The following is a 21,337-nucleotide window of genomic DNA, read 5'->3' as shown; positions in this document are numbered from 1 at the left end:
GCGGCACGGCCTTCGCCCAGGAGGAGGCGGGGTCGGCCGAGGCGGTGGCAGAGGAGGGTGCTGGGGGTGCGCAGGTGGAGTCCGGGCAGCCGTATATCGGCGGGCTGGGCATCTACCGGGACACGGACCGGGACTTCGTGGACTACGGCGCCGGCCTGAACTTTCTCTACGGCACGGTGCGTGACGAGAAGTGGAACCACGAGTGGTCGTTCTCGATGAACGTGCTGGAGACCGACTCGGCGGCCTCGGACTTTTACCGCTACGCCATCGGCTGGGACGCGCTGTACTTCCTGGACCGTGAGGGGCTGCAGCCCTACCTGGTGGGCGGGCTGGGGCTGGCGCACAACGAGATCCTGGACGCGGTGGGCGGGGACGAGACCAACGGTTACGTCAATCTGGGCGTGGGCTTTCTGACCCAGCCGTTCAACAACGACTACGGCATTGCGCTGCGCGGTGACCTGCGGCTGGTGCATGACGGTGGGGTGAGCGAGACCGATCTGGTGGCGGGGCTGGGCCTGCAGATGAGCCTGTCGCGGCCGGCGGTGGCGGCCCCGGCGCCGGTGGCGGTGGGGGATGCCGACGGGGACGGGGTGCCGGACGACCGGGACAAGTGCCCGGGCACCATGCCGGGGCTGAAGGTGGACGAGACCGGCTGCGCGGTGCCGCAGGTGTTCGTGCTCAAGGGTGTGAGCTTCGACTTCGACTCCACGCGGCTGGGGGTGAATGCCCAGACCATTCTGGAGGATGCGGTCAAGACCATGCTGGGGCAGCCGAGCATGAAGGTGGAGATTGCCGGGCATACCGACAATTACGGTTCGGACGAATACAACCAGAGTCTGTCGCAGCGGCGTGCGGATGCGGTGCGGGAGTACCTGATCGGCAAGGGCGTGAATGCCGACAACCTGCGTGCGACCGGCTATGGCGAGTCGCAGCCGGTGGCGTCCAATGACAACGACTTCGGCCGCGAGCAGAACCGCCGCGTCGAGTTCAGGATCGAGTCGCAATAGGGGACCAGAAACAACAATCGGCATGAGTCTGGGGTTTTTGGCGAGGGAGCTTGAGTGAGGGCTTGGCACATGAATCTGAAATGGGGACAACGGCTGCTCGTGGCCGCGACGCTGGGTGTCGCGGGCCTGCTGGTCGGCTGTGCGGATGGCGATGGTGACGATGATCTGATCCGGATCATCGACGGAGGCGGCGGCGGTGGCGGTGGCGGGTCGGACGATTTCTGCGTCGCCAATCCGCAGAGCGTGCTGGATGGCGTGCAGTGCAGCGTGACCACGCTGGTGGACGATCTGGCGCTGGTGGTCGAGGGCACGCCGCTGGAGGATTTCGTCCAGTGCATCGATCCGCTGGGCAATGACGTGGTCGAGGGGCCGGACTCGGTCCTGAACACGCTGCTGGCGGCGCTGGCGGAGCAGAATCCGGATCCGTCCGACTTCCAGGCGGCGCTGGCCGACTTGGCGCAGGCCCTGGCTTCGCTCGGCACCAACCTGCCGGCGGCGCTGCAGGCCCTGGGTGGCGATCCGGAGGCGATCGCCTATTGCAATGGCGGCCCACCGCCGGGCGGTGGCGGCGGCATCCCGCTCGACCCGGACCAGCTCTCGGGCCTGTGCGCGATCCCGACCATCGGGCCGGGCCTGATCGGCGCGCTGGGCGGCACCTGCCCCTAGCTGCCGGAGAGGAAGCTCGGGTTTCGTTCTCGCCCCGCCGTCACAGGCGGGGCTTTCTTTTTTTCGGCAGACGACGCCGGGTGCTGACTAGCGGCTCAGGCGCGTGACGCGCGCCCGGCGCAGGCTGTCGTTGCGTTGTTCCAGCGCCCGGTTGAGGTGGGTATAGGCCTCAGCCGAATCCAGCAACAGGACGTAGGTGGGCACACCAATGCCCTTCGCCAGCCTTTCCAGGTTATCGATGCCGAGGCTGATCTCGCCGCGCTCCAGCGCGCCGATATAGGTGCGCTTGAGGCCGCATTCCAGCCCGAGGTCTTCCTGCGACCAGCCGAAGATGGTCCGGGCCAGCTGCAGGTTCTTGGCCAGGGTACTGCGCGCGGTCAGCAACAGGCTCTTTCTTTGCATAGCCGTGAAGCCTGAATGAGCCGTCAGTTTTCTTCGACCCCTCGACAATGGCGCTGTGCCATGAATCATGTTCATGCCTGCTCATAATGGGCTGGCGCGGGCACTAGCCTGTAGGGCGTGTGTGCGGACAGCCCGTCTCACCGCGTGCTACGCACGCAGTCTCACCGGGACTTCGGTGCATTGTCCCCCATAAAGCTCATGCGCGGAATTGATCCGGATCAAGTGCGCGGAAGTTCCCAAAAAAACCGGAAAGGGCAGTTTGCGTCGGGCGCCGGAAGGAAAGACCAAGGCGCGCAGTAAACCGGGTATGGAGCGACAGCCCCCGCCCCCCGGAGGGGAAAGAGGCTTACTTCTTGCGCGGTCGCCTCCAGCCTTCGATGCTGACCTGCTTGGCGCGCGTGACGGTGAGCTGGCCGGCCGGTGCGTTCCTGGTGACGGTGGAGCCGGCGCCAATGGTGGCATCGGCGCCAACGGTCACCGGCGCCACCAGCGCGGTGTTGGAGCCGATGAAGGCGCCGTCCTCGATGACGGTCTTGTGCTTGTTGGCGCCGTCGTAGTTGCAGGTGATGGTGCCGGCGCCGATGTTCACGTCGCGGCCGACCTCGGCGTCGCCGACGTAGCTCAGGTGATTGGCCTTGCTGCCGGCCCCCAGGCGTGCGTTCTTGGTCTCGACGAAGTTGCCGACGCGCGCGCCTTCCGCCAGCACCGTGCCCGGGCGCAGCCGTGCGAACGGCCCGACCTGGCAGCCGGCGCCGATCTTCGCGCCCTGCAGCACGCTGTACGGCAGGACTTCGCTGCCGTCGCCGATCTCGCAGTCGCGCAGCACGCAGCCGGCGCCGATGCGCACGCCCTCGCCCAGCACGACGCGGCCCTCCAGCAGCACGTTGACGTCGATCGCGGCGTCGCGGCCGAACACCAGCTCGCCGCGCAGGTCGAAGCGCGCCGGGTCGCGCAGGGCCAGGCCCGCGCGCAGCAGGCACTCGGCCTGCCGCTGCTGGAACAGGCGCTCGACCTGGGCCAGCTGGGCGCGATCGTTGACGCCGAGAATGTCCTGCTCGTCCGCCGCCACCGTGACGATGCGGACGCGATCCTTCACCGCCAGCGCCACGACGTCGGTCAGGTAGTACTCGCGCTTGACGTTGTCGTTCTTCACCTTCTGCAGCCAGCCGCGCAGGCGCCCGGCCGGCGCGGCGAGGAAGCCGGTGTTGATCTCGCGGAGCTTTTTCTGCGCGGGGCTGGCGTCGTTCTCCTCGACGATGCCGCGCACGCCGCCCTTCCTGTCGCGCAGGATGCGGCCATAGCCCTTCGGGTCGGCGAGCACGGCCGTGACCAGCGCCAGGGCTCGTGCGCCGGCGGCGACCGCCGGCTGCAGGATCTCGGCGCGGACCAGCGGCACGTCACCGTACAGCACCAGCACGGTGGCCTCGTCGGGAATGTCCGGCATGGCCTGCTGCAGGGCATGGGCGGTGCCGAGCTGCTGGGCCTGCAATACCCAGCGCAGCTCGCGGCCTTCGAAGCATTCGCGCACCTGTTCCGCGCCATGCCCGTGCACCACGTGCACCGCGGCGGCCTCGAGCGCCTGTGCGGTGTCGAGCACGTGACCGAGCATGGGCTTGCCGCCGACCGCATGTAGCACCTTGGGCAGGCTCGAGCGCATGCGGGTACCCTGGCCGGCGGCCAGGATCACGACGTGCAGCGGGGGGTTTCTTCCACCCTGCCCCTTCAGGGGGGTGGGCTGGGTTGGGGGCGGGCGCTTCATGACTGCGTATTACCCCCCACCCCTGCCCTCCCCCGCAAGGGGGGAGGGGGCAAAACCTGGGGGCCTCACCCGCAGGTGCGAGGGGTAGAAATCTGGAAGCCTCGCCCGCAAGGGAGAGGTAAAGCCGCCGATCACTAGCCGCGGGTGACGTTCTTGAGCTTCTTCACGAAGGCCAGGCGCGCAGCGGCCTCGGCCAGTTCGGCCTGGGCGCGGGCCACGTCCATGTCGCTCTTGGCCTGGCCGAGACGTTCCTCGGCGTCCTGCTTAGCCTTGAGCGCAGCGGCCTCGTCGGCGTCCTTGGCGCGCAGCGCGGTATCGGCCAGCACGGTGACCAGATGCGGCTGCACCTCGAGGATGCCGCCACCGACGAAGAACGACAGTTCTTCGCCCTCCGGCGACTGCACGCGCACGGTGCCGGGCTTGAGCGTGGTCAGCAAGGGTGCGTGGCGCGGCGCGATGCCGACCTCGCCCATCACCGCCGGGGCGAACACCATCGTGGCCTCACCGCTGTGGATGTGGCCTTCGGCGCTGACGATGTCAACCTGCAGTTTCACGTCTTTGTCCACCCGTTGATCTTAAACCCGATCAGAGCTTCTTCGCCTTCTCGACCGCTTCGTCGATGGTGCCGACCATGTAGAAGGCCTGCTCCGGCAGGTGGTCGTACTCGCCGTCCACGATGCCGCGGAAGCTGCGGATGGTCTCCTTGAGCGGCACGTACTTGCCCGGCGAACCGGTGAACACCTCGGCCACGTGGAACGGCTGCGACAGGAAGCGCTGGATCTTGCGCGCGCGCGCCACGATGCGCTTGTCGTCCTCGGACAGCTCGTCCATGCCCAGGATGGCGATGATGTCCTTCAGCTCCTTGTAGCGCTGCAGCACGCCCTGCACGTCGCGCGCGGTGTTGTAGTGGTCGGCGCCGATCACGTTCGGGTCGAGCTGGCGGCTGGTCGAGTCCAGCGGGTCCACGGCGGGGTAGATGCCCAGCGCGGCGATGTCGCGCGACAGCACCACGGTGGCGTCCAGGTGCGCGAAGGTGGTGGCCGGCGACGGGTCGGTGAGGTCGTCCGCGGGCACGTACACCGCCTGCACCGAGGTGATCGAGCCCTTCTTGGTGGAGGTGATGCGCTCCTGCAGCACGCCCATTTCCTCGGCCAGGGTCGGCTGGTAGCCCACCGCCGAGGGCATGCGGCCGAGCAGCGCGGACACCTCGGTGCCGGCCAGGGTGTAGCGGTAGATGTTGTCGATGAACAGCAGCACGTCGCGGCCTTCGTCGCGGAAGAACTCGGCCATGGTCAGGCCGGTCAGCGCCACGCGCAGGCGGTTGCCCGGCGGCTCGTTCATCTGGCCGTACACCATCGCCACCTTGTCGAGCACCTTGGACTCCATCATCTCGTGATAGAAGTCGTTGCCCTAGCGGGTGCGCTCGCCCACGCCGGCGAACACCGACAGGCCGCTGTGCTCCTTGGCGATGTTGTTGATCAGCTCCATCATGTTCACGGTCTTGCCCACGCCGGCACCGCCGAACAGCCCGACCTTGCCGCCCTTGGCGAACGGGCACAAAAGGTCGATGACCTTGATGCCGGTCTCCAGCAGCTCGGTGGAGCCTGCCTGGTCCTCGTAGGACGGGGCCTTGCGGTGGATCTCCCAGCGCGACTCGGACTTGACCTCGCCCTGCTCGTCGATCGGGTTGCCGAGCACGTCCATGATGCGGCCCAGGGTGGCCTTGCCCACCGGCACCGAGATCGGCGCGCCGGTGTTGGTCACGGTCATGTTGCGCTTGAGGCCCTCGCTTGATCCCAGCGCGATGGTGCGCACCACGCCGTCGCCGAGCTGCTGCTGGACTTCCAGCGTCAGCGGCGAGCCCTGGATCTTGAGCGCGTCATAGACCTTGGGGATGGCATCGCGCGGGAATTCCACGTCCACGACCGCGCCGATGATCTGAACAATTTTTCCGGAGCTCATGTTCTGTCCTCAACCCGTATTCAAAACCCGTTTCTGTAGGAGGAGCTTCAGCCCCGACTGGTCGCGGCTAAAGCCGCTCCTACCCTGAATTCTCAAACCGCCGCGGCGCCGCCGACGATTTCCGCCAGCTCCTTGGTGATGTTGGCCTGGCGCGCCTTGTTGTAGGCCAGCTGCAGCTGGTTGATGATCTTGCCGGCGTTGTCGCTGGCCGACTTCATCGCCACCATGCGCGCCGACATCTCGCAGGCCACGTTCTCGATCACCGCCTGGTACACCTGCGATTCGACGTAGCGCTGCAGCACGGTGTCGAGCAGCACGGTGGACTCGGGCTCGTAGATGTAGTCCCACAGGTCCAGCAGCCCCTCGCTCTTGACCGGCTCGACCGGCAGCAGCTGCCGGATGAGCGGCTTCTGCGTCATGGTGTTCACGAACTGCGAGGACACCAGGAACACGCGGTCCACCTCGCCGTTGCGGTAGGCGTCCGACAGCACCTTGATGCTGCCCAGGAGCGCCTCCATGTGCGGGCGGTCGCCGAGGTGCGAGGCCTGCGCCAGCACCTTGCCGCCGACGCGCTTGAAGAACGACAGGCCCTTGTTGCCGATGACCACGAAATCGGCCTCGACGCCCTGGTCCTTCCACTCGCGCACGGCGCGCACCGTGGCGCGGAACACGTTCATGTTCAGGCCGCCGCACAGGCCGCGGTCGGTGGACACCACCAGGAACGCGACGCGCTTGACCTCGCGTTCGATGGTGAACGGGTGCTTGTACTCGAGGTTGGCCTGCGCCAGGTGCCCGAGCGTGCGCCGGATCTTCTCGGCGTAGGGGCGCGCGGCCGCCATGCGCTCGGTGGCCTTGCGCATCTTGGACATCGCCACCTTTTCCATCGCACGCGTGATCTTCTGCGTGTTCTTCACGCTCTTGATCTTGGTGCGGATTTCCTTTGCGCCGGCCATATTCGCTACGCTCCGGGAATCGGGAATCGGGAATCGGGAATCGGAACAGCCTTCCGAGCCCGCTTCCCGCTTCTACGATTCCCCATTGCCGATTCTCGATTCCCGTCGACCATCGTCAGATGGCCGACTGCTTGACGTAGGCGTCCATCGCGGCCTTGAGCTCGGCCTCGAGCGCGTCGTTCCAGTCGCCGGTGTCGAGCTTGTCCAGCACGGCCTTGTGGCTGCTGGCCAGGAACTGGTGCAGCCCGGCCTCCCAGGCCAGCACCTTCGCCACCTCGACCTTGTCGATGTAGCCCTTCTCCACCGCGTACAGCGAGGCGGCCATCTGCCCGACCGACAGCGGCTGGTACTGCTTCTGCTTCATCAGCTCGGTGACGCGCTGACCGCGCTCGAGCTGCTTGCGGGTGGCCTCGTCCAGGTCGGAGGCGAACTGCGCGAAGGCCGCCAGCTCGCGGTACTGGGCGAGCGCCAGGCGCACGCCGCCGCCGAGCTTCTTGATGACCTTGGTCTGCGCGGCGCCGCCGACGCGCGACACCGAGATGCCGGCGTTCATGGCCGGGCGGATGCCGGCGTTGAACAGGTCGGTCTCGAGGAAGATCTGGCCGTCGGTGATCGAGATGACGTTGGTGGGCACAAACGCGGAGACGTCGCCGGCCTGGGTCTCGATGATCGGCAGGCCGGTCAGCGAGCCGGTCTTGCCCTTGACCTTGCCATTGGTGATCTTCTCGACGTAGTCGGCATTCACGCGCGCGGAACGCTCCAGCAGGCGCGAGTGCAGGTAGAACACGTCGCCCGGGTAGGCCTCGCGGCCCGGCGGGCGGCGCAGCAGCAAGCTGACCTGGCGGTAGGCCCAAGCCTGCTTGGTGAGGTCGTCATAGATGATGAGCGCGTCCTCGCCCTTGTCACGGAAGTACTCGCCCATCGAGCAGCCGGAATACGGCGCGATGAACTGCAGCGCGGCGGACTCGGAAGCCGAGGCGGCCACGACGATCGTGTGCGCCATCGCGCCGTGTTCCTCGAGCTTGCGCACCACGTTGGCGATCGAGCTGGCCTTCTGGCCGATCGCGACATAGATACATTTGATGCCGGAATTCTTCTGATTGATGATGGTGTCCACCGCGAGCGCGGTCTTGCCGGTCTGGCGGTCGCCGATGATCAGCTCACGCTGACCGCGGCCGATCGGCACCATCGAGTCGATGGCCTTGTAGCCGGTCTGCACCGGCTGGCTCACGCTCTGGCGCGCGATCACGCCCGGCGCCACCTTCTCGATCGGCGAGTAGCCGGCCGCCTTGATCTCGCCCTTGCCGTCGATCGGCTGGCCGAGCGCGTTCACCACGCGTCCGAGCAGGCCTTCGCCCACCGGCACTTCCAGGATGCGGCCGGTGGTCTTGACCGTGTCGCCTTCCTTCAGGTGCTTGTAGTCGCCCAGCACCACCGCGCCGACCGAGTCGCGCTCCAGGTTCAGCGCCAGACCGAAGACGTTGCCCGGGAACTCGAGCATCTCGCCCTGCAGCGCGTCGGACAGGCCGTGGATGCGGACGATGCCGTCCTGCAGGCTCACGATCGTGCCGGTGTTGCGCGCCTCGCTGACCGCCTCGAAGTTCTTGATGCGGCTCTTGATCAGGTCGCTGATTTCAGAAGGATTGAGTTGCATGGGAACCGTTCCTTAAAGAATGCTGTGCTTGTCGGGGTCTAGCGCGTGAGCGCCGTGGCCAGGCGCTCGAGCTCGCCGCGCACCGAGCCGTCGATCACCAGGTCGCCGGCGCGGATCACCGCCCCCGCCACCAGCGACTCGTCGGTCTTCCATTCGATCGCCACGTCGCGGTTCAGACGCTTCTTGATCGCGGCCGCCAGCGCGTCGCGCTGGACCGGATCGACCGGGGCCGCGGACGTCACCTCGACGTTGACCCGCGACTCGGCCTCGGCGCGCAAGGCCTCGTACTGTGCAGCGATGGCGCCGGCCGCCCGCAGCCGGCCGTTCTCGGCCAGCAGCTTGAGCAGTGCGCGGCCTTCCGCAGTCAGGCTGCGCTCCAGCGCCTTGCCGAACAGCTCCGCCAGCGTCACGCGGTCCACTGCCGGGTGGCCGATCAGCCGGCTCAGCTGGGGGTCGGCGACCGCCGCCGCCAGCGCGGCCAGCTGTGCCGACCACTCCGCGAAGCGGCCGCCCTCGCGCGCCAACTCGAACACGGCCTTGGCGTAGGGGCGGGCGAGCGTGCTGATATCCGCCATGGGCTGCCCTTACACCCGCGCCGCGAGGTCGCGGATCACTTCGGCATGCGCCTTGGCGTCGATCTCGCGGCGGAGGATCTTGCCGGCGCCCAGCACGGCCAGCTCGCCGACCTGCTGGCGCAGGGTCTCGCGCGCCTTCGCCACCTCGCGCTGCACTTCCTCGCGCGCGGCGGCGACGATGCGCTCGCCCTCGCTCTTGGCGGCCTGCTTGGCCTGCTCGAGCGTCTGCGCAGCCTGGCGGTTCGCGGCGGCGAGGATGTCCTGCGCCTGTTCGCGCGCCTGCCGCAGGGTTTCCTCGCTCTTCTGCGCGGCCTCCTGCAGGGCCTTGGCGCCGCGCTCGGCGGCGGCCAGGCCGTCGCTGATGCGCTTCTGGCGCTCCTGCAGAGCATTGATCACCGGCGGCCAGACGAAGGCCTTGGTGAACCAGATCAGGGCGATGAACACCACCGCCTGGGCGAACAGCGTGACATTGATATCCACGGCGGGATCCTCGTGATGGACGCCTCAGCGGCGCTTACTGGCCCGCTGCGGCGGCGGCCGCGTCGGCGGCACCCTTGGCGGCTTCCGCCGTGACGGCGGCCGCGAACGGGTCCACGAACACGAAGTACATGGCGATACCGACCGCGATGATGGGGATCGCGTCGATCAGACCGACCAGCAGGAACATCTGGCCGCGCAGCATCGGCATCAGTTCGGGCTGGCGCGCCGCGCCCTCCAGGAACTTGCCACCCATCAGGCCCATGCCGATGGCGGCGCCGATGCCGGCCAGGCCGAGCATCAGGCCCGAAGCCAGGGCTGTCATGCCCTTCACGTCTGCAATCAGATTTACCAGTTCCACAAGGCCTCCTTCAGAAAGCAATCGGTTGAGATCAGAAAATTCAGTGGTGCTCGCTCGCCATGCTCATGTACACCACCGTCAGCGTCATGAAGATGTACGCCTGCAAGGTGATGATCAGGATGTGAAAGACCGCCCAGGCGAACGCGAGCAGGAACTGGGCGCCGAAGCCGACCACGCTCCACACCGACAGGCTCACCGCCTGCAGCGTGAAGCACGCGATCAGGATGAAGATCATTTCGCCGGCATACATGTTGCCGAACAGTCGCAGGCCGAGCGAGAGCGGCTTGGCCAGCTCCTCGACGCATTTGAGCAGGAAGTTCACCGGCACCAGCAGGGCCTGCACGACGATGTTCTTGGCCGTGAACGGATGGAACAGAAACTCCCCGCCGACGCCCTTCACGCCCTTGGCCACGAAGCTGTAGCCGAAGGCCAGCAGGAACACGGTGACCGACATGCCGAGCGTGATATTGGGGTCTGTGCTCGGCACCACCTTGAGGTAATTCACGCCGACCATGCCGGCCAGCCAGGGCAGCAGGTCCACCGGGATCAGGTCCATGAAGTTCATCAGGAACACCCAGAAGAACACCGTCAGCGCCATCGGCGCGACGAACTGGGCCTTGCCGTGGAAGCTTTCCTTGACCTGGTGGTCCACCAGCTCGATGGCGTATTCGACGAAGTTCTGCCAGCCGGTCGGCACGCCGCTGGTGGCGCGGCGCGCGCCGTAGCGGAACAGGACGAGGAAAATCAGGCCGAGGACGACGGAAAAAAAGATGGAATCGAGGTTGAGGACCCAGAAACCCTTGGCCTCCGGATCGATCTGCATGGTCTGCAGATCGAGCTTGAGGTTGGTCAGGTGGTGAACGATGTAATCACCGGTGCTGTGGGCTTGTCCTGCCATGCTCGCTCGCCTATCCGCCTCTTATTTGTCACCTGCTCAGCGCCAGCATCAGCCAATACACCGACAGGCAGGCCATAAACGTCAACATCAGCGCCAAAAAATGCGCGGGGAACAGCTTGGCGCCGAGGATGAACAGCAACGCCGCCAGCACGAACTTGCCCGCCTCGCCCACGTACACCGCGCCCAGCACCTCGAACGGCCGGTCGTTGCGGCCGCCCCGGAATACCTTGGCGGCAAAGTACAGACCCGGTATCGCGGCCGCGAGCGCGCCGCACAGCGCCGCCCCCGCAGCCTCCTTCCCTGAGTGTCCGTAGCCGATGAGGGCCGCCGCCAGGCCGATGCCCAGCTGCGCCGCGCAGGTTACGTAAGCCAGTGACATTCCACGCAGACGGAGCGGTTTCATGAAGCCTGAAAGCCTCCCGGCGCGCGGACGCGAGACTATAGAGGATAGACTGCGGACGGTCAACGGTGTTGCAGTGCAGCATGCCGCAATCTGGATCCTGGATACGACCCTTCGGGTCGTTCCGGGGTGACCTGCGCCCAAGGGCGCAGGTCACTTGATCCGGGTGACGATGGCGTCGAGCTGTTCGAGGTTGCCGTAGGCGATCACCAGCCGGCCGCGGCCGCGCTCGCCGGGCTGGATGCGCACCGCCGTGGACAGCTTGCGTGCCAGTTCTTTTTCGATGCCCTGCAGCCGAGGATTGACCGGCGCGCGGCGCGGCTTGTGGCGGCCGTCGCCGCGGCGCGACTGCACCAGCGCCTCGGTCTGGCGCACCGACAGGCCGAGGTTGACCACGCGCTGGGCGAATCGCGACTGCTCGCTGCCGTCCAGCGCCAGCAGCGCACGCGCATGCCCCATCTCCAGCTTGCCCTCGCGCAGCAATACCTGCACGTCCTCGTTGAGGTCGAGCAGGCGCAGCAGGTTGCTCACCGCCGCTCGCGAGCGCCCCACGGCCTCCGCGCACTGCTGGTGGGTGAGCTTGTATTCCTTCTGCAGCCGCTGCAGCGCCGTGGCTTCTTCGAGGGGATTAAGGTCGGCGCGCTGGATGTTCTCGATCAGCGCCACCGCCAGCGCCGCCTGGTCGGGGATCTCGCGCACGATCGCCGGGATGCGCTTCAATCCCGCCATGCGCGCCGCGCGCCAACGGCGCTCGCCGGCCACGATCTCGAAGCCGTCGGCCACCGGGCGCACCACGATCGGCTGCACCACGCCCTGGGCACGGATGGACTCGGCCAGCGACTCCAGCGCCTCGGGCTTCATGTCGCGGCGCGGCTGGTATTCGCCGGGTTTGAGCTCGTCCAGGGCCAGTTCGCGCAGCGCCTCGTCGGGCGCGGGCTCGACGCTCACGCCGGCGCCGAGCAGCGCCTCCAGCCCCCGCCCCAAGCCCCGTTTCCTGGCTGTCATGAATGATGTCTCTTCAGGCCGCACGCTTTTCAGCGCGCCGCAGGACTTCGCCCGCGAGCGCCAGATAGGCCTCGGCGCCGCTGGAGGAGGGATCATAGCGCAGCACCGGCAGGCCGTGGCTGGGCGCCTCGGCGAGGCGGACGTTGCGCGGGATGATGGTTCGGTACACCAGCTCGGGGTAGTGCTCGGTCAGCTGCGCCGACACCTGCCCGGACAGGTTGTTGCGCGGGTCGTACATGGTGCGCAGGATGCCCTCGATCTTCAGCCCCGGGTTGATCACGGCGCGCACCTTGTCGATGGTGTCGAGCAGCGCCGCCAGGCCCTCCAGCGCGTAGTACTCGCACTGCATAGTGATGAGTACGCCGTCACAGGCCGACAGCGCGTTGATCGTGAGCATGGACAGCGCCGGCGGACAGTCGATGATGACGTAGTCGTAGCGGCCACGCAGCGGTGCCAGGGCGTTGCGCAGCGCCAGCTCGCCGTTCTTCCTGCCGCGCAGACCGACCTCGGCGGCGGTCATGTCGGCGTTGGCTGGCAAGAGAGCCAGGCCCAGCTCCGGCAGCGGGATCACCGCCGCGGCGGCGTCGATTTCCCCCAGCAACACGTTGCAGGCGCTGTAGCGCAGGCCGGTCTTGTTCACCCCCACGCCCATGGTGGCGTTGCCCTGCGCGTCCATGTCCACCAGCAGCACGCTGCGTTTGGTCGCGGCCAGCCCGGCGGCCAGGTTGATGCTGGTGGTGGTCTTGCCGACCCCGCCCTTCTGGTTCGCCACCGCGATGGTTCTGGCCATATGATTCAAGATTGCGACAGGAAGGACAGGATTTGCAGGATTGACAGGATGAAGGGGTTTCTCATGTTGAAGAAAATCTCTTTCTACCCGTAAATCCTGTTCATCCTGTTATCCTGTCCATTCTCGATTCAGGCCCTGCAAAATATCACCAGATGCCGCTCGGCCGCGAGTCCGGGCACTTTCAGCGGCACGACGCCCTCGACCTCGAAGCCGGCGGTGTGCTGGCGCAGCGCGTCCAGTTCGTCCTGCGGGAACTGCCCCTTCATCGCCAGGATCCTGCCGTGCAAGGCACACAGCGGCCCGGCCTGCTCGAGCATCTCGGCCAGGCTGGCGAAGGCGCGGCTGATGACGCTGTCGAAGCGCCCGCGCCCGGCACCGCGCGCATACTGCTCGACCCGCGCATTCACGACCTCGACCTGCGCAAGACCCAGCGTGCGCACGGCGTGACGCAGGAAGGCGGCCTTCTTGCCGTTGCTATCCAACAGCACGAACGGCCGCGCCGGGTCGGCCAGCGCCAGCGGGATGCCCGGCAGACCGGCACCGCTGCCGACGTCGATCACCTGCCGGCCGTTGAGATGCGGCAGCACCGCCAGGCTGTCGAGCAGGTGCTTGGTCACCATGTCCAGCGGTTCACGCACCGCGGTCAGGTTGTAGGTCCGGTTCCACTGCGCCAGTTCGCGCAGATAGTGCAGCAGCGGCTCGCTCAGCGCCGTATCCAGTCGCAGTGCGCGCAAGCCCTCCTCCAGTCGCGCACGGCACCCGGCCCAGTCTTCAGCCATTCAACCGGACCAGAATGCGCCCCTGCACGCGGCCGGCGATGACCTCGGCGCAGGCGGCGGGCAGCTGCTCCAGTCCGATGACGCGGTTCTCGATCGCGTCGAGTGCGGCCGGCTTCCAATCGCCCGCGAGTTTTTCCCAGATCGCCAGGCGCCAGGGCATCGGGCATTCGACCGAGTGGATGCCCAGCAGGCTGACGCCGCGCAGGATGAAGGGCATGACCGTAGTGTTCAGCGTATGGCCGCCGGCCAGGCCGATGCTCGCGATATTGCCCCAGGGCTTGACGGTGCGCGTCAGCCAGTCGAGCAGCTCGCCGCCGACGTTGTCCACTGCGCCACCCCAGCGCCCGCTTTCCAGCGGCGCCTTGCCCAGTTCCAGGCTGCGCCGGTCCACGACCTCGGCCGCACCCAGCTTTTTCAGGTAATCCGCCGACTGCTCCGGCTTGCCGGTGATGGCCACCACCTCGTAACCGAGCCGGCTGAGGATCTGGATCGCCACCGAGCCGACGCCGCCGGTGGCGCCGGTGACCGCGACCGGGCCCAGGGCCGGCGTCTGGTGGTTCTCCTGCATGCGCCGCACGGCCAGGGCGGCGGTAAAGCCGGCCGTACCGAGCAGCATGGCCTCCTTGAGACTCAGCCCGGCCGGCAGCGGCACCACCACCTCGGCCGGCAGGTGCAGGTATTCCGCATAGCCGCCGTCGAGGGTTTCGCTCAGGCTGCAGCCGGTCACCAGCACCGCGTCGCCCGGCTTGAAGCGCGGGCTGGACGAGGACTCGACCACACCGGCGCCATCGATGCCCGCCACCAGCGGGTAGCGGCGCAGGATCTTGCCCTTGCCGGTGACCGCCAGCGCGTCCTTGTAGTTGATGCCGGACCAGGCCGTCCGGATCACCACGCCGTCGGCGCCCACGGTGGGATTGAGGTCGTCGAGGCTGAGGGTTTCCAGGCGTGCCTCGGTGGCCTTGTCGATACGGTGCACGCGCAGCGCGCGAAAGGTCTTCGCCATGGAGGAACTCCGCAATGGACGGGGAGGCGCTCTAGCCTAGCCGAGACAGGGGATTTCATCCATGTCCGGCGATGCGGGCACTGGCGTAGACTCACACGACGGAACGCCGCTGCCTGCGCGCGAGAAACGTACAACACCAACCCGGAGGGGACAGCATGAGTCACCATGTCTACAAGATCGTCGAGGTCGTCGGCTCGTCCACCATCAGCATCGACGACGCGATCAAGGTCGCCATCCACGAGGCGGCGCAAAGCCTGCGCAAGCTGCGCTGGTTCGAGGTGCTGGAGACGCGCGGGCACATCGAGGAGGGGGTGGTCGCGCACTGGCAGGTGCGCCTGCGCCTGGGCTTCACCCTGGAATCCAGTACCGTGCCCGCGCGCAAGAAAACCGGGCGATGACCGACCGAACGCCTTTGCTCGAGGTCGACGCCGACCCCGATCCTTACCGCCAGTTCGAGCGCTGGTACGCGCAGGCGCTGGCCGGCGGCCTGGTCGAGCCGACCGCCATGGCGCTGGCCACCGCGGACGCCAGCGGCCGCCCGTCGGTTCGCATGGTGCTGCTCAAGGGCCATGACGCGCGCGGCTTCGTGTTCTACAGCAACTACGCCAGCCGCAAGGGCGAGGACCTGGCTGCCAACCCGTATGCTGCGCTGCTGTGGTGGTGGGACCGGCTCGAACGCCAGGTGCGCGTCGAAGGCACGGTGGAAAAACTCGGCCGCGCCGAATCCGAGGCCTATTTCCACAGCCGCCCGCGCGGCGCGCAGCTGTCTGCACTCGCCTCGCCGCAGAGCCGCGTAGTACCGGACCGTGCCGCGCTCGAGCGGCGCGTTGCCGAGCTCGCACAGCTTCACGCGCATGGACCAGTGCCCCTGCCGGACGATTGGGGCGGCTACCGCGTGCGGCCCGACCGCTTCGAGTTCTGGCAGGGCCGGCGCGACCGCCTGCACGATCGCCTGCGCTACACGCGCGCCGGCGGCGGCTGGCGCCTCGAGCGTCTGGGGCCCTGAAGCCTGCCCATGGACCTCGCCACTCTGCTGCTGACCCTCGCCGGCGGGCTGGTGCTGGCCACCGCCGCATTCTTTGCCGGCCGCCATTTCAAGGCTGGCCCGTTGCGGCTGGCCGCGCAGCAGAGCGCCGCCCTGCTGCGCGGCGACGTCAACTTCAGCCAGGCCCTGCTCGACAACCTGTCCGACGCCGTGGTGGCCTGCGACGCGCGCGCGCGGCTGGTGCTGTTCAACCGCACCGCGCGCAGCTGGCACGGGCTGCCGCCGGACGAGCGGCTGCCGCCCGAGCAGTGGGCACGGCACTACGACCTGTACGCCGCCGACGGCGTGACCCCGCTGACCAAGGAGAACCTGCCGCTGCTGCGCGCGCTCCAGGGCGAGGCGGTGCGCAATGCGCAGATCGTGATCGCGCCGCGCGGCCGGCCGCCGCGCTTCGTGCTGTGCAGCGGCGATCCGGTGCTGGACGCCGACGGCAACAAGATCGGCGCGGTGCTGGTGATGCACGACATCAGCGAGCAGCGCGAAGCCGGCCAGGAACGCCTGCTGACCCTCGGCCGCATCCAGCGGCAGCAGGCGGCGGTGCTCAAACTCGGTAACGACCCGCGCATGAGCGAGGGACAACTGGAAGAATCCGCGCGCTTGATTACCGAGGTTGCAGCCGAAACGCTCGAGGTGGCCAGCGTCGGCATCTGGCTGCTCAGCCCCGACCGCCGCGAACTGCGCTGCCTGGACCGCTACGAGCGCGGCAGCCGCAGCCATACCGAGGACATCACCCTGCCGCTCGAGCGCTACCCCCGCTACCTCGAGGCCTTGCAGAGCTCGCGCACGATCGAGGCCTTCGATGCCTGCATCGACCCGCGCACCAGCGAGTTCACCGACGAGTACTTCCGCCCGCGCGCGGTCGGCGCCACCCTCGACGCACCGATCCGCCTCGGCGGTGAAATCGTGGGCGTGGTCTGCAACGAGCATGTCGGCGGCACCCGCCGCTGGACCCCGGACGAGGCCACCTTCGCCGCCGCCATCGCCGACCAGGTGGCGCAGTGCCTGACCGCCAGCGAGCGCCGGCGCGCGGCCGAGACGCTGCGTGCCAGCGAGCAGCGCTTCCGTGCGCTGTACGACGAAAACCCGGCCATGTTCTTTACCGTGGACGCCGAGAACCGCATCGTCTCCGCCAACCAGTTCGGCGCCAGCCAGCTCGGCTATCACGTGCCCGAGCTGATCGGCCAGCCGTTCACGCTGATCATGGCCGAGCCGGAGCGCGCCGCCGCCCTGCTGCGCCACAGCAACTGCCTGAGCAGCCCGGCCGCCAGCATCCACCGCTGGGAAACGCGCCTGCAGAGCCGCGACGGCGGCACCCTGCAGGTGCGCCAGACCGCGCGCCTGGTGCACGGCGCCGACGGACGCCCGCAGGTGCTGTACGTGAGCGAGGACGTGACCGAAACCCACCGGCTGGCGGAAAAGCTCGCCTACGAGGCCAGCCACGACGTGCTCACCGGCCTGCTCAACCGCTGGGAGTTCGAGCGGCAGATGCGACACGCGCTCAGCGAGTCGCAGAACCTCAGCCGCCAGCACGCACTCATTTACATCGACCTCGACCAGTTCAAGGTGGTCAACGAGAACTGCGGCCACGCCGCCGGCGACCAGCTGCTGCGCCAGGTCGCCGGGCTGCTGGAATCGCAGGTCGCCGGGCGCGGCCTGCTGGCGCGCCTCGGCGGCGACGAGTTCGCGATCCTGCTGCGCGACTACAGCATCGAGCAGGCGGTGCGCCTGGCCGAGCTGGTGCGCAAGTCGCTCAGCAACCTGCGCTTCGGCTGGGAGGGCAAGCGCTTCCGGATCGGCGCCAGCCTCGGCGTGGTGCCGGTGTCCAGCCAGAGCGAGGGCATCGAGGCGATCCTGCAGGCGGCCGACGCCGCCTGTTACCTGGCCAAGGACCAGGGCCGCGACCGCGTGCACGTGTACCAGCCGGACGACGCCGACCTCGCGCGCCGGCGCAACGAGATCCAGTGGGCGGCGCGCATCCGCAGTGCGCTGGAGGACAACCGCCTGCGCCTGGTGCGGCACAGCATCGTGCCGCTCAAGCAGGCGCCGCAGGGCCTGCACTACGAGCTGCTGATCCGCCTGATGGACGAGCAGGGCCAGCTCACCAGCGACGCGCACTTCCTGTCGGCCGCCGAGCACTATGGCTTCGCGCCGCAGATCGACACCTGGGTGGTCAGCGCCGCACTCGACTGGCTGGCGCGCAACCCGGCCCACCTGGAGCAGCTGCACCTGTGCTGCATCAACCTGTCCGGCCTGTCGCTCGGCCAGGAGGAGTTCCTGTCCTTCCTGCAGCGGCGGCTGGCCGAGGGCCCGGTACCGCCGCAGAAGATCTGCTTCGAGATCACCGAGACCGCGGCGGTGTCGAACCTCAGCCGCGCCACCGAGTTCATGGCCACGCTCAAGGACATGGGCTGCAGCTTCTCGCTGGACGACTTCGGCAGCGGCCTGTCGTCCTACGCCTACCTGCGCAACCTGGCGGTGGACTTCCTCAAGATCGACGGCAGCTTCGTGCGCAACATCGCCGATGACCCGGTGGACCTGGCGCTGCTGCGTTCGATGAACGAGGTCGGCCAGCTGCTCGGCAAGAAAACCATCGCCGAGTTCGCCGAAAACGAGCGCGTGATCGCCAAACTGCGCGAGGTCGGCGTGGACTACATCCAGGGCCACGGCGTGTCGCGCCCCGAGCCGCTCGATGCACCGGCCATCGCTAGCGGCTAAAGAACCCCCGATCTATGTCTGTCACCCCGGCGGCTTTCAAAGCTTCCCCCGGCGAAAGCCGGGGGCGGGGTCCGTCGGCGGCATGGCGCCGACCTCGAAAGTCGCTGGATTCCGGCTTTCGCCGGAATCACAAAAGGAATTAGAGGTTCCCTGACCGCCGGGCAGGCATTCATCCCCCTGTCACGGGTAGAATGCAGGCTATGCGGTTCATGAGCCCCTCAGCCCCCCTTTCCGCCGCCGGCCTGGGCATCGGCTTGGGCCTGGCGCTGCTGGCCGGCTGCAGCGGCAGCGGCGGCAGCAATGATGCAGGCGGCGGCGTGCCGCCCGACCAGCGCGCCGACCTCGGCGTGTTCGTGATCGTGGTCGATAGCCTGATGCCGCAGGAAATCGGTGCGCCGCTGACGCCGACCCCGACGCTGGCAGCCTTCCAGGACGCGGCCACCACCTACACCGAAAGCCGCGCGGTGTTCTACGCCGAAACCATTCCCAACCACGTCGCCATGATGACCGGCGTGTATCCGCAGCGCAGCGGCATCCCATCCAACACCTACTGGAACCGCCAGGGCGAACCCGAGGACCGCGACCTCTCGCTGCCTTCGGAGCTGGAGGTCAAGACCTTGTTCACCCGCATCAAGGACGAATGCCCCAACATCCGCACCGCCGCGGCGTTGTCCAAGGATTACCTGTACGAGGTGTTTTCCGACTGCGGGTTCTCGGGCACGGACTGCGGCCTCAATGTCGCCCCGGACCAGCATTTCAACCCGACCGAGGATCCGACCTTCATTCCCAGCCCGGCCGGCCTGACGCCGGATGTCGCCACCATGAACGCGGCCCTGGCGCAGCTGCCCAATGCTGACTTCATGTTCATCAACCTGGGTCAGGTGGACCGCATGGGCCACGCCGACGAAACCGGCATCACCGGGGTGCCGCTGCTGCGCAATGCGGTGCTGGCGGAGACCGACCTGCAGATCCAGCGCTTCATCCTGGCGCTGCAGCAGGCCGGGCGCTGGGAGAAAAGCGTGGTGTTCATCGTCAGCGACCACGGCATGGACTGGTCCACGCCCCAGAATTTCATCAACGTCAGCAGCGTGGTCGGACCGCTGGGCCTGTTTCCGATCCAGAACGGCGGCGCCGAGAGTTTCTACCTGACCAACCCCGCAGACCCGATGCGCGAGAGCAAACTGCTGATGGCACGCACCGCACTGCTCGCCCTGCCCGGGGTCCAGGACGCGTGGTACCGGGAACCGAACAGCCTGGACCCCGACGGTATCACCGCCCAGCTGCCCGATCACTTCCGCGCACGGCATGAAAACATCGGCGATCTGGTCGCCTCCGCCGCGCCCGGCTGGCGCTTCAGCGATCCGAGCCCGCAGTCCAACCCAATCCCCGGCAATCACGCGCACAAGATCACGCTGCACAATACCTTCATGATCGGCGGTGGCGCGCCCTTCGTGCGCGCACAGACGATCGCCGAACCGGACGAGCCGGTGGACCACTTCGAGCGCCGCCCGGCACAATCCGAGAACGTAGATGTCGCACCCACCGTGGCCTGGCTGTTCGGCATGAACGGCGATGGCTTCGACGGGCGCGTGCTGACCGAGGCCTTCGACCTCGCCGCTCCGCCCACACGCTGCGGCGTCCTGCGCTAGCCGCCGCACTTGGCCGCAGCGCCCGGCCCCGGCCGTGCGCCGACCAATGCGCCTCCGCCCGGATGGGCCGGAGAATCCTCGCAAGGCCAGACGCCGCCGCGGGCCCACTGCCGCCGCGCCAAGGACAAAGCACGCGAACCCTGGCCTTGCGGGGGAGACCATGCGTGACCGCTGCCCGTACCGGCTCGTGCTCGCCACCCTGGCGGCGCTGGCCCTGCCGGCTTCCGCCCAGGAAAAGGCCGGCGGCGAACCACCGCCGCATTCGCTCAAGCCGCAGCCCGCGCTTGCCGCGCCCCTGGCGGCGAAGTACCGCCTGATCGACATCACCGACACCGGCAAACGATTGGTGGCCGTGGGCCAGCGCGGCAACATCGTGGTTTCCGATGACGGCAAGACCTGGAAACAGGTGCCCTCGCCGGTCAACGTCATGCTCACCCGCGCGCGTTTCCTCGACCCGAACCGCGGCTGGGCAGTCGGCTACGACGCCGCCATCCTGCACAGCGCCGACGGCGGCGACAGCTGGCAGCTGCAGCACTATGACGCCGAGGCGCGCCAGCTCTACGACATCCTTATGCTCGACGCACAGAACGGCATCGCCGTCGGCGGCTACGGCACCTACCTCGTCACCGCGGATGGCGGCCGCAGCTGGCAGCCGCGCCAGTTTCCGCTGACCGACCTCGGCCTGCATTTCAACGCCATCGAGCGGCTCGGCGACGGCACGCTGTTCATCGCCGGCGAAAAAAGCCTGATGGCCTGGTCGGCCGACAACGGCGCGACCTGGACCATGCTCGACTCGCCTTACAACGGCAGCTTCTTCGGCGCCGTGCCACTGGGCACGCGCGGCGTACTGGTGTACGGCCTGCGTGGACATACGTACGTCTCGCTGGACGTCACCGCCGCCGCGAAGCAGGACCCGGCGACCTTCGATCCGCCCAGCCGCGTCATGGTCGAGGACCCAAAAAAGGTCGCAGCCATGGGCTGGCGATATCTGGCCGGCGGCCTGTACGAGAGCATGTTCGGCGCCACGCCGCTGCCCGACGGTGAGGTGTTGCTCGCAGGCGTCAACGGCCTGGCCCAGAGAACGCGGCTGGCCGCCGGCACGCTCGAGCCGGTCAGACTACCCACCGACGCAACGCTGGCTGACCTCTTCATCTGGCGCGGCCGGCTGATCGGCGTCGGCAAGCGCGGTGTGGTCGATCTCGGCGCCCTGAACTGAGCCCGGCAGGAGCCCCCCCGC

At 67.8% G+C, this 21,337-nt stretch carries 21 protein-coding genes and 1 pseudogene; 7 read left to right on the top strand and 15 right to left on the bottom strand.

Going from position 1 to position 21,337, the window contains the following annotated elements:
• On the top strand, nt 1-1,007 hold a 1,007-nt coding region (locus tag VNJ47_12300; protein HXG29614.1), incomplete at its 5' end, for an OmpA family protein.
• Nucleotides 1,008-1,076: 69 nt separating this feature from the next.
• Nucleotides 1,077-1,673 carry a hypothetical protein gene (locus VNJ47_12295; protein ID HXG29613.1) on the top strand — a complete coding sequence of 199 codons (597 nt, stop codon included), beginning with the start codon at nt 1,077-1,079 and terminating at the stop codon, nt 1,671-1,673.
• Nucleotides 1,674-1,760: 87 nt separating this feature from the next.
• Here the strand turns inward: VNJ47_12295 and VNJ47_12290 are convergent, their stop codons facing one another.
• The 15 genes and pseudogenes from VNJ47_12290 to VNJ47_12220 all read right to left on the bottom strand — a co-directional run bounded on the left by VNJ47_12290 (nt 1,761) and on the right by VNJ47_12220 (nt 14,691).
• The gene (locus tag VNJ47_12290) at nt 1,761-2,075 is read right to left on the bottom strand and encodes a helix-turn-helix transcriptional regulator (protein ID HXG29612.1); all 315 of its coding nucleotides are present in this window, start codon (nt 2,073-2,075) and stop codon (nt 1,761-1,763) included.
• Between the two features lie 346 nt (nt 2,076-2,421).
• Complete coding sequence (gene glmU, locus VNJ47_12285; protein HXG29611.1) at nt 2,422-3,762, bottom strand: bifunctional UDP-N-acetylglucosamine diphosphorylase/glucosamine-1-phosphate N-acetyltransferase GlmU; 1,341 nt, start codon at nt 3,760-3,762, stop codon at nt 2,422-2,424.
• A gap of 206 nt (nt 3,763-3,968) precedes the next feature.
• The gene (locus VNJ47_12280) at nt 3,969-4,388 is read right to left on the bottom strand and encodes a F0F1 ATP synthase subunit epsilon (GenBank protein HXG29610.1); all 420 of its coding nucleotides are present in this window, start codon (nt 4,386-4,388) and stop codon (nt 3,969-3,971) included.
• A gap of 31 nt (nt 4,389-4,419) precedes the next feature.
• A pseudogene (gene atpD / locus VNJ47_12275) lies at nt 4,420-5,796 on the bottom strand (F0F1 ATP synthase subunit beta).
• A gap of 92 nt (nt 5,797-5,888) precedes the next feature.
• Nucleotides 5,889-6,749: a F0F1 ATP synthase subunit gamma gene (gene atpG, locus VNJ47_12270; GenBank protein ID HXG29609.1), complete on the bottom strand. Its 861-nt coding sequence runs from the start codon at nt 6,747-6,749 to the stop codon at nt 5,889-5,891.
• 115 nt (nt 6,750-6,864) lie between these two features.
• Nucleotides 6,865-8,403 (bottom strand): F0F1 ATP synthase subunit alpha, encoded by a 1,539-nt coding sequence (gene atpA / locus VNJ47_12265; protein ID HXG29608.1) that lies wholly within the window; start codon nt 8,401-8,403, stop codon nt 6,865-6,867.
• A gap of 38 nt (nt 8,404-8,441) precedes the next feature.
• Entirely contained in the window at nt 8,442-8,978 is a 537-nt protein-coding gene (locus tag VNJ47_12260) for a F0F1 ATP synthase subunit delta (protein HXG29607.1), read from the bottom strand.
• 9 nt (nt 8,979-8,987) lie between these two features.
• A complete protein-coding gene (locus VNJ47_12255; GenBank protein HXG29606.1) occupies nt 8,988-9,458 on the bottom strand; it encodes a F0F1 ATP synthase subunit B in 471 nt (156 codons plus the stop codon).
• A gap of 34 nt (nt 9,459-9,492) precedes the next feature.
• Nucleotides 9,493-9,780, bottom strand: a complete 288-nt coding sequence (atpE, locus tag VNJ47_12250) for a F0F1 ATP synthase subunit C (GenBank protein HXG29605.1) — start codon at nt 9,778-9,780, stop codon at nt 9,493-9,495.
• A 76-nt stretch (nt 9,781-9,856) separates the two neighbouring features.
• On the bottom strand, nt 9,857-10,714 hold the full coding sequence (gene atpB, locus VNJ47_12245) for a F0F1 ATP synthase subunit A (GenBank protein HXG29604.1): 858 nt from the start codon (nt 10,712-10,714) through the stop codon (nt 9,857-9,859).
• A gap of 28 nt (nt 10,715-10,742) precedes the next feature.
• Complete coding sequence (locus VNJ47_12240) at nt 10,743-11,117, bottom strand: ATP synthase subunit I (protein HXG29603.1); 375 nt, start codon at nt 11,115-11,117, stop codon at nt 10,743-10,745.
• A 150-nt stretch (nt 11,118-11,267) separates the two neighbouring features.
• Nucleotides 11,268-12,119, bottom strand: coding sequence for a ParB/RepB/Spo0J family partition protein (locus VNJ47_12235; protein HXG29602.1), 852 nt, complete (start codon nt 12,117-12,119; stop codon nt 11,268-11,270).
• A gap of 13 nt (nt 12,120-12,132) precedes the next feature.
• Nucleotides 12,133-12,909, bottom strand: a complete 777-nt coding sequence (locus VNJ47_12230; GenBank protein ID HXG29601.1) for a ParA family protein — start codon at nt 12,907-12,909, stop codon at nt 12,133-12,135.
• Nucleotides 12,910-13,037: 128 nt separating this feature from the next.
• Nucleotides 13,038-13,643, bottom strand: a complete 606-nt coding sequence (gene rsmG / locus VNJ47_12225) for a 16S rRNA (guanine(527)-N(7))-methyltransferase RsmG (GenBank protein ID HXG29600.1) — start codon at nt 13,641-13,643, stop codon at nt 13,038-13,040.
• 37 nt (nt 13,644-13,680) lie between these two features.
• Complete coding sequence (locus VNJ47_12220) at nt 13,681-14,691, bottom strand: YhdH/YhfP family quinone oxidoreductase (protein ID HXG29599.1); 1,011 nt, start codon at nt 14,689-14,691, stop codon at nt 13,681-13,683.
• A gap of 155 nt (nt 14,692-14,846) precedes the next feature.
• On the opposite strand from VNJ47_12220, the gene VNJ47_12215 reads away from it, so the two are divergent.
• The 5 genes from VNJ47_12215 to VNJ47_12195 all read left to right on the top strand — a co-directional run bounded on the left by VNJ47_12215 (nt 14,847) and on the right by VNJ47_12195 (nt 21,316).
• On the top strand, nt 14,847-15,089 hold the full coding sequence (locus VNJ47_12215; GenBank protein HXG29598.1) for a dodecin: 243 nt from the start codon (nt 14,847-14,849) through the stop codon (nt 15,087-15,089).
• The gene (gene pdxH, locus VNJ47_12210; protein HXG29597.1) at nt 15,086-15,697 is read left to right on the top strand and encodes a pyridoxamine 5'-phosphate oxidase; all 612 of its coding nucleotides are present in this window, start codon (nt 15,086-15,088) and stop codon (nt 15,695-15,697) included. Before VNJ47_12215 ends, pdxH begins: the two co-directional genes overlap by 4 nt.
• A 9-nt stretch (nt 15,698-15,706) precedes the next feature.
• A complete protein-coding gene (locus tag VNJ47_12205; GenBank protein HXG29596.1) occupies nt 15,707-18,451 on the top strand; it encodes an EAL domain-containing protein in 2,745 nt (914 codons plus the stop codon).
• A 209-nt stretch (nt 18,452-18,660) separates the two neighbouring features.
• Nucleotides 18,661-20,100: an alkaline phosphatase family protein gene (locus VNJ47_12200; GenBank protein HXG29595.1), complete on the top strand. Its 1,440-nt coding sequence runs from the start codon at nt 18,661-18,663 to the stop codon at nt 20,098-20,100.
• 160 nt (nt 20,101-20,260) lie between these two features.
• Entirely contained in the window at nt 20,261-21,316 is a 1,056-nt protein-coding gene (locus VNJ47_12195) for a YCF48-related protein (GenBank protein ID HXG29594.1), read from the top strand.
• Nucleotides 21,317-21,337 lie beyond the last annotated feature (21 nt).

It is taken from the genome of Nevskiales bacterium (assembly GCA_035574475.1).
Classification (GTDB): domain Bacteria; phylum Pseudomonadota; class Gammaproteobacteria; order Nevskiales; family DATLYR01; genus DATLYR01.
Note: the sequence above shows the minus strand (reverse complement) of the source record. Positions and strands in the feature narration are given on the sequence as shown.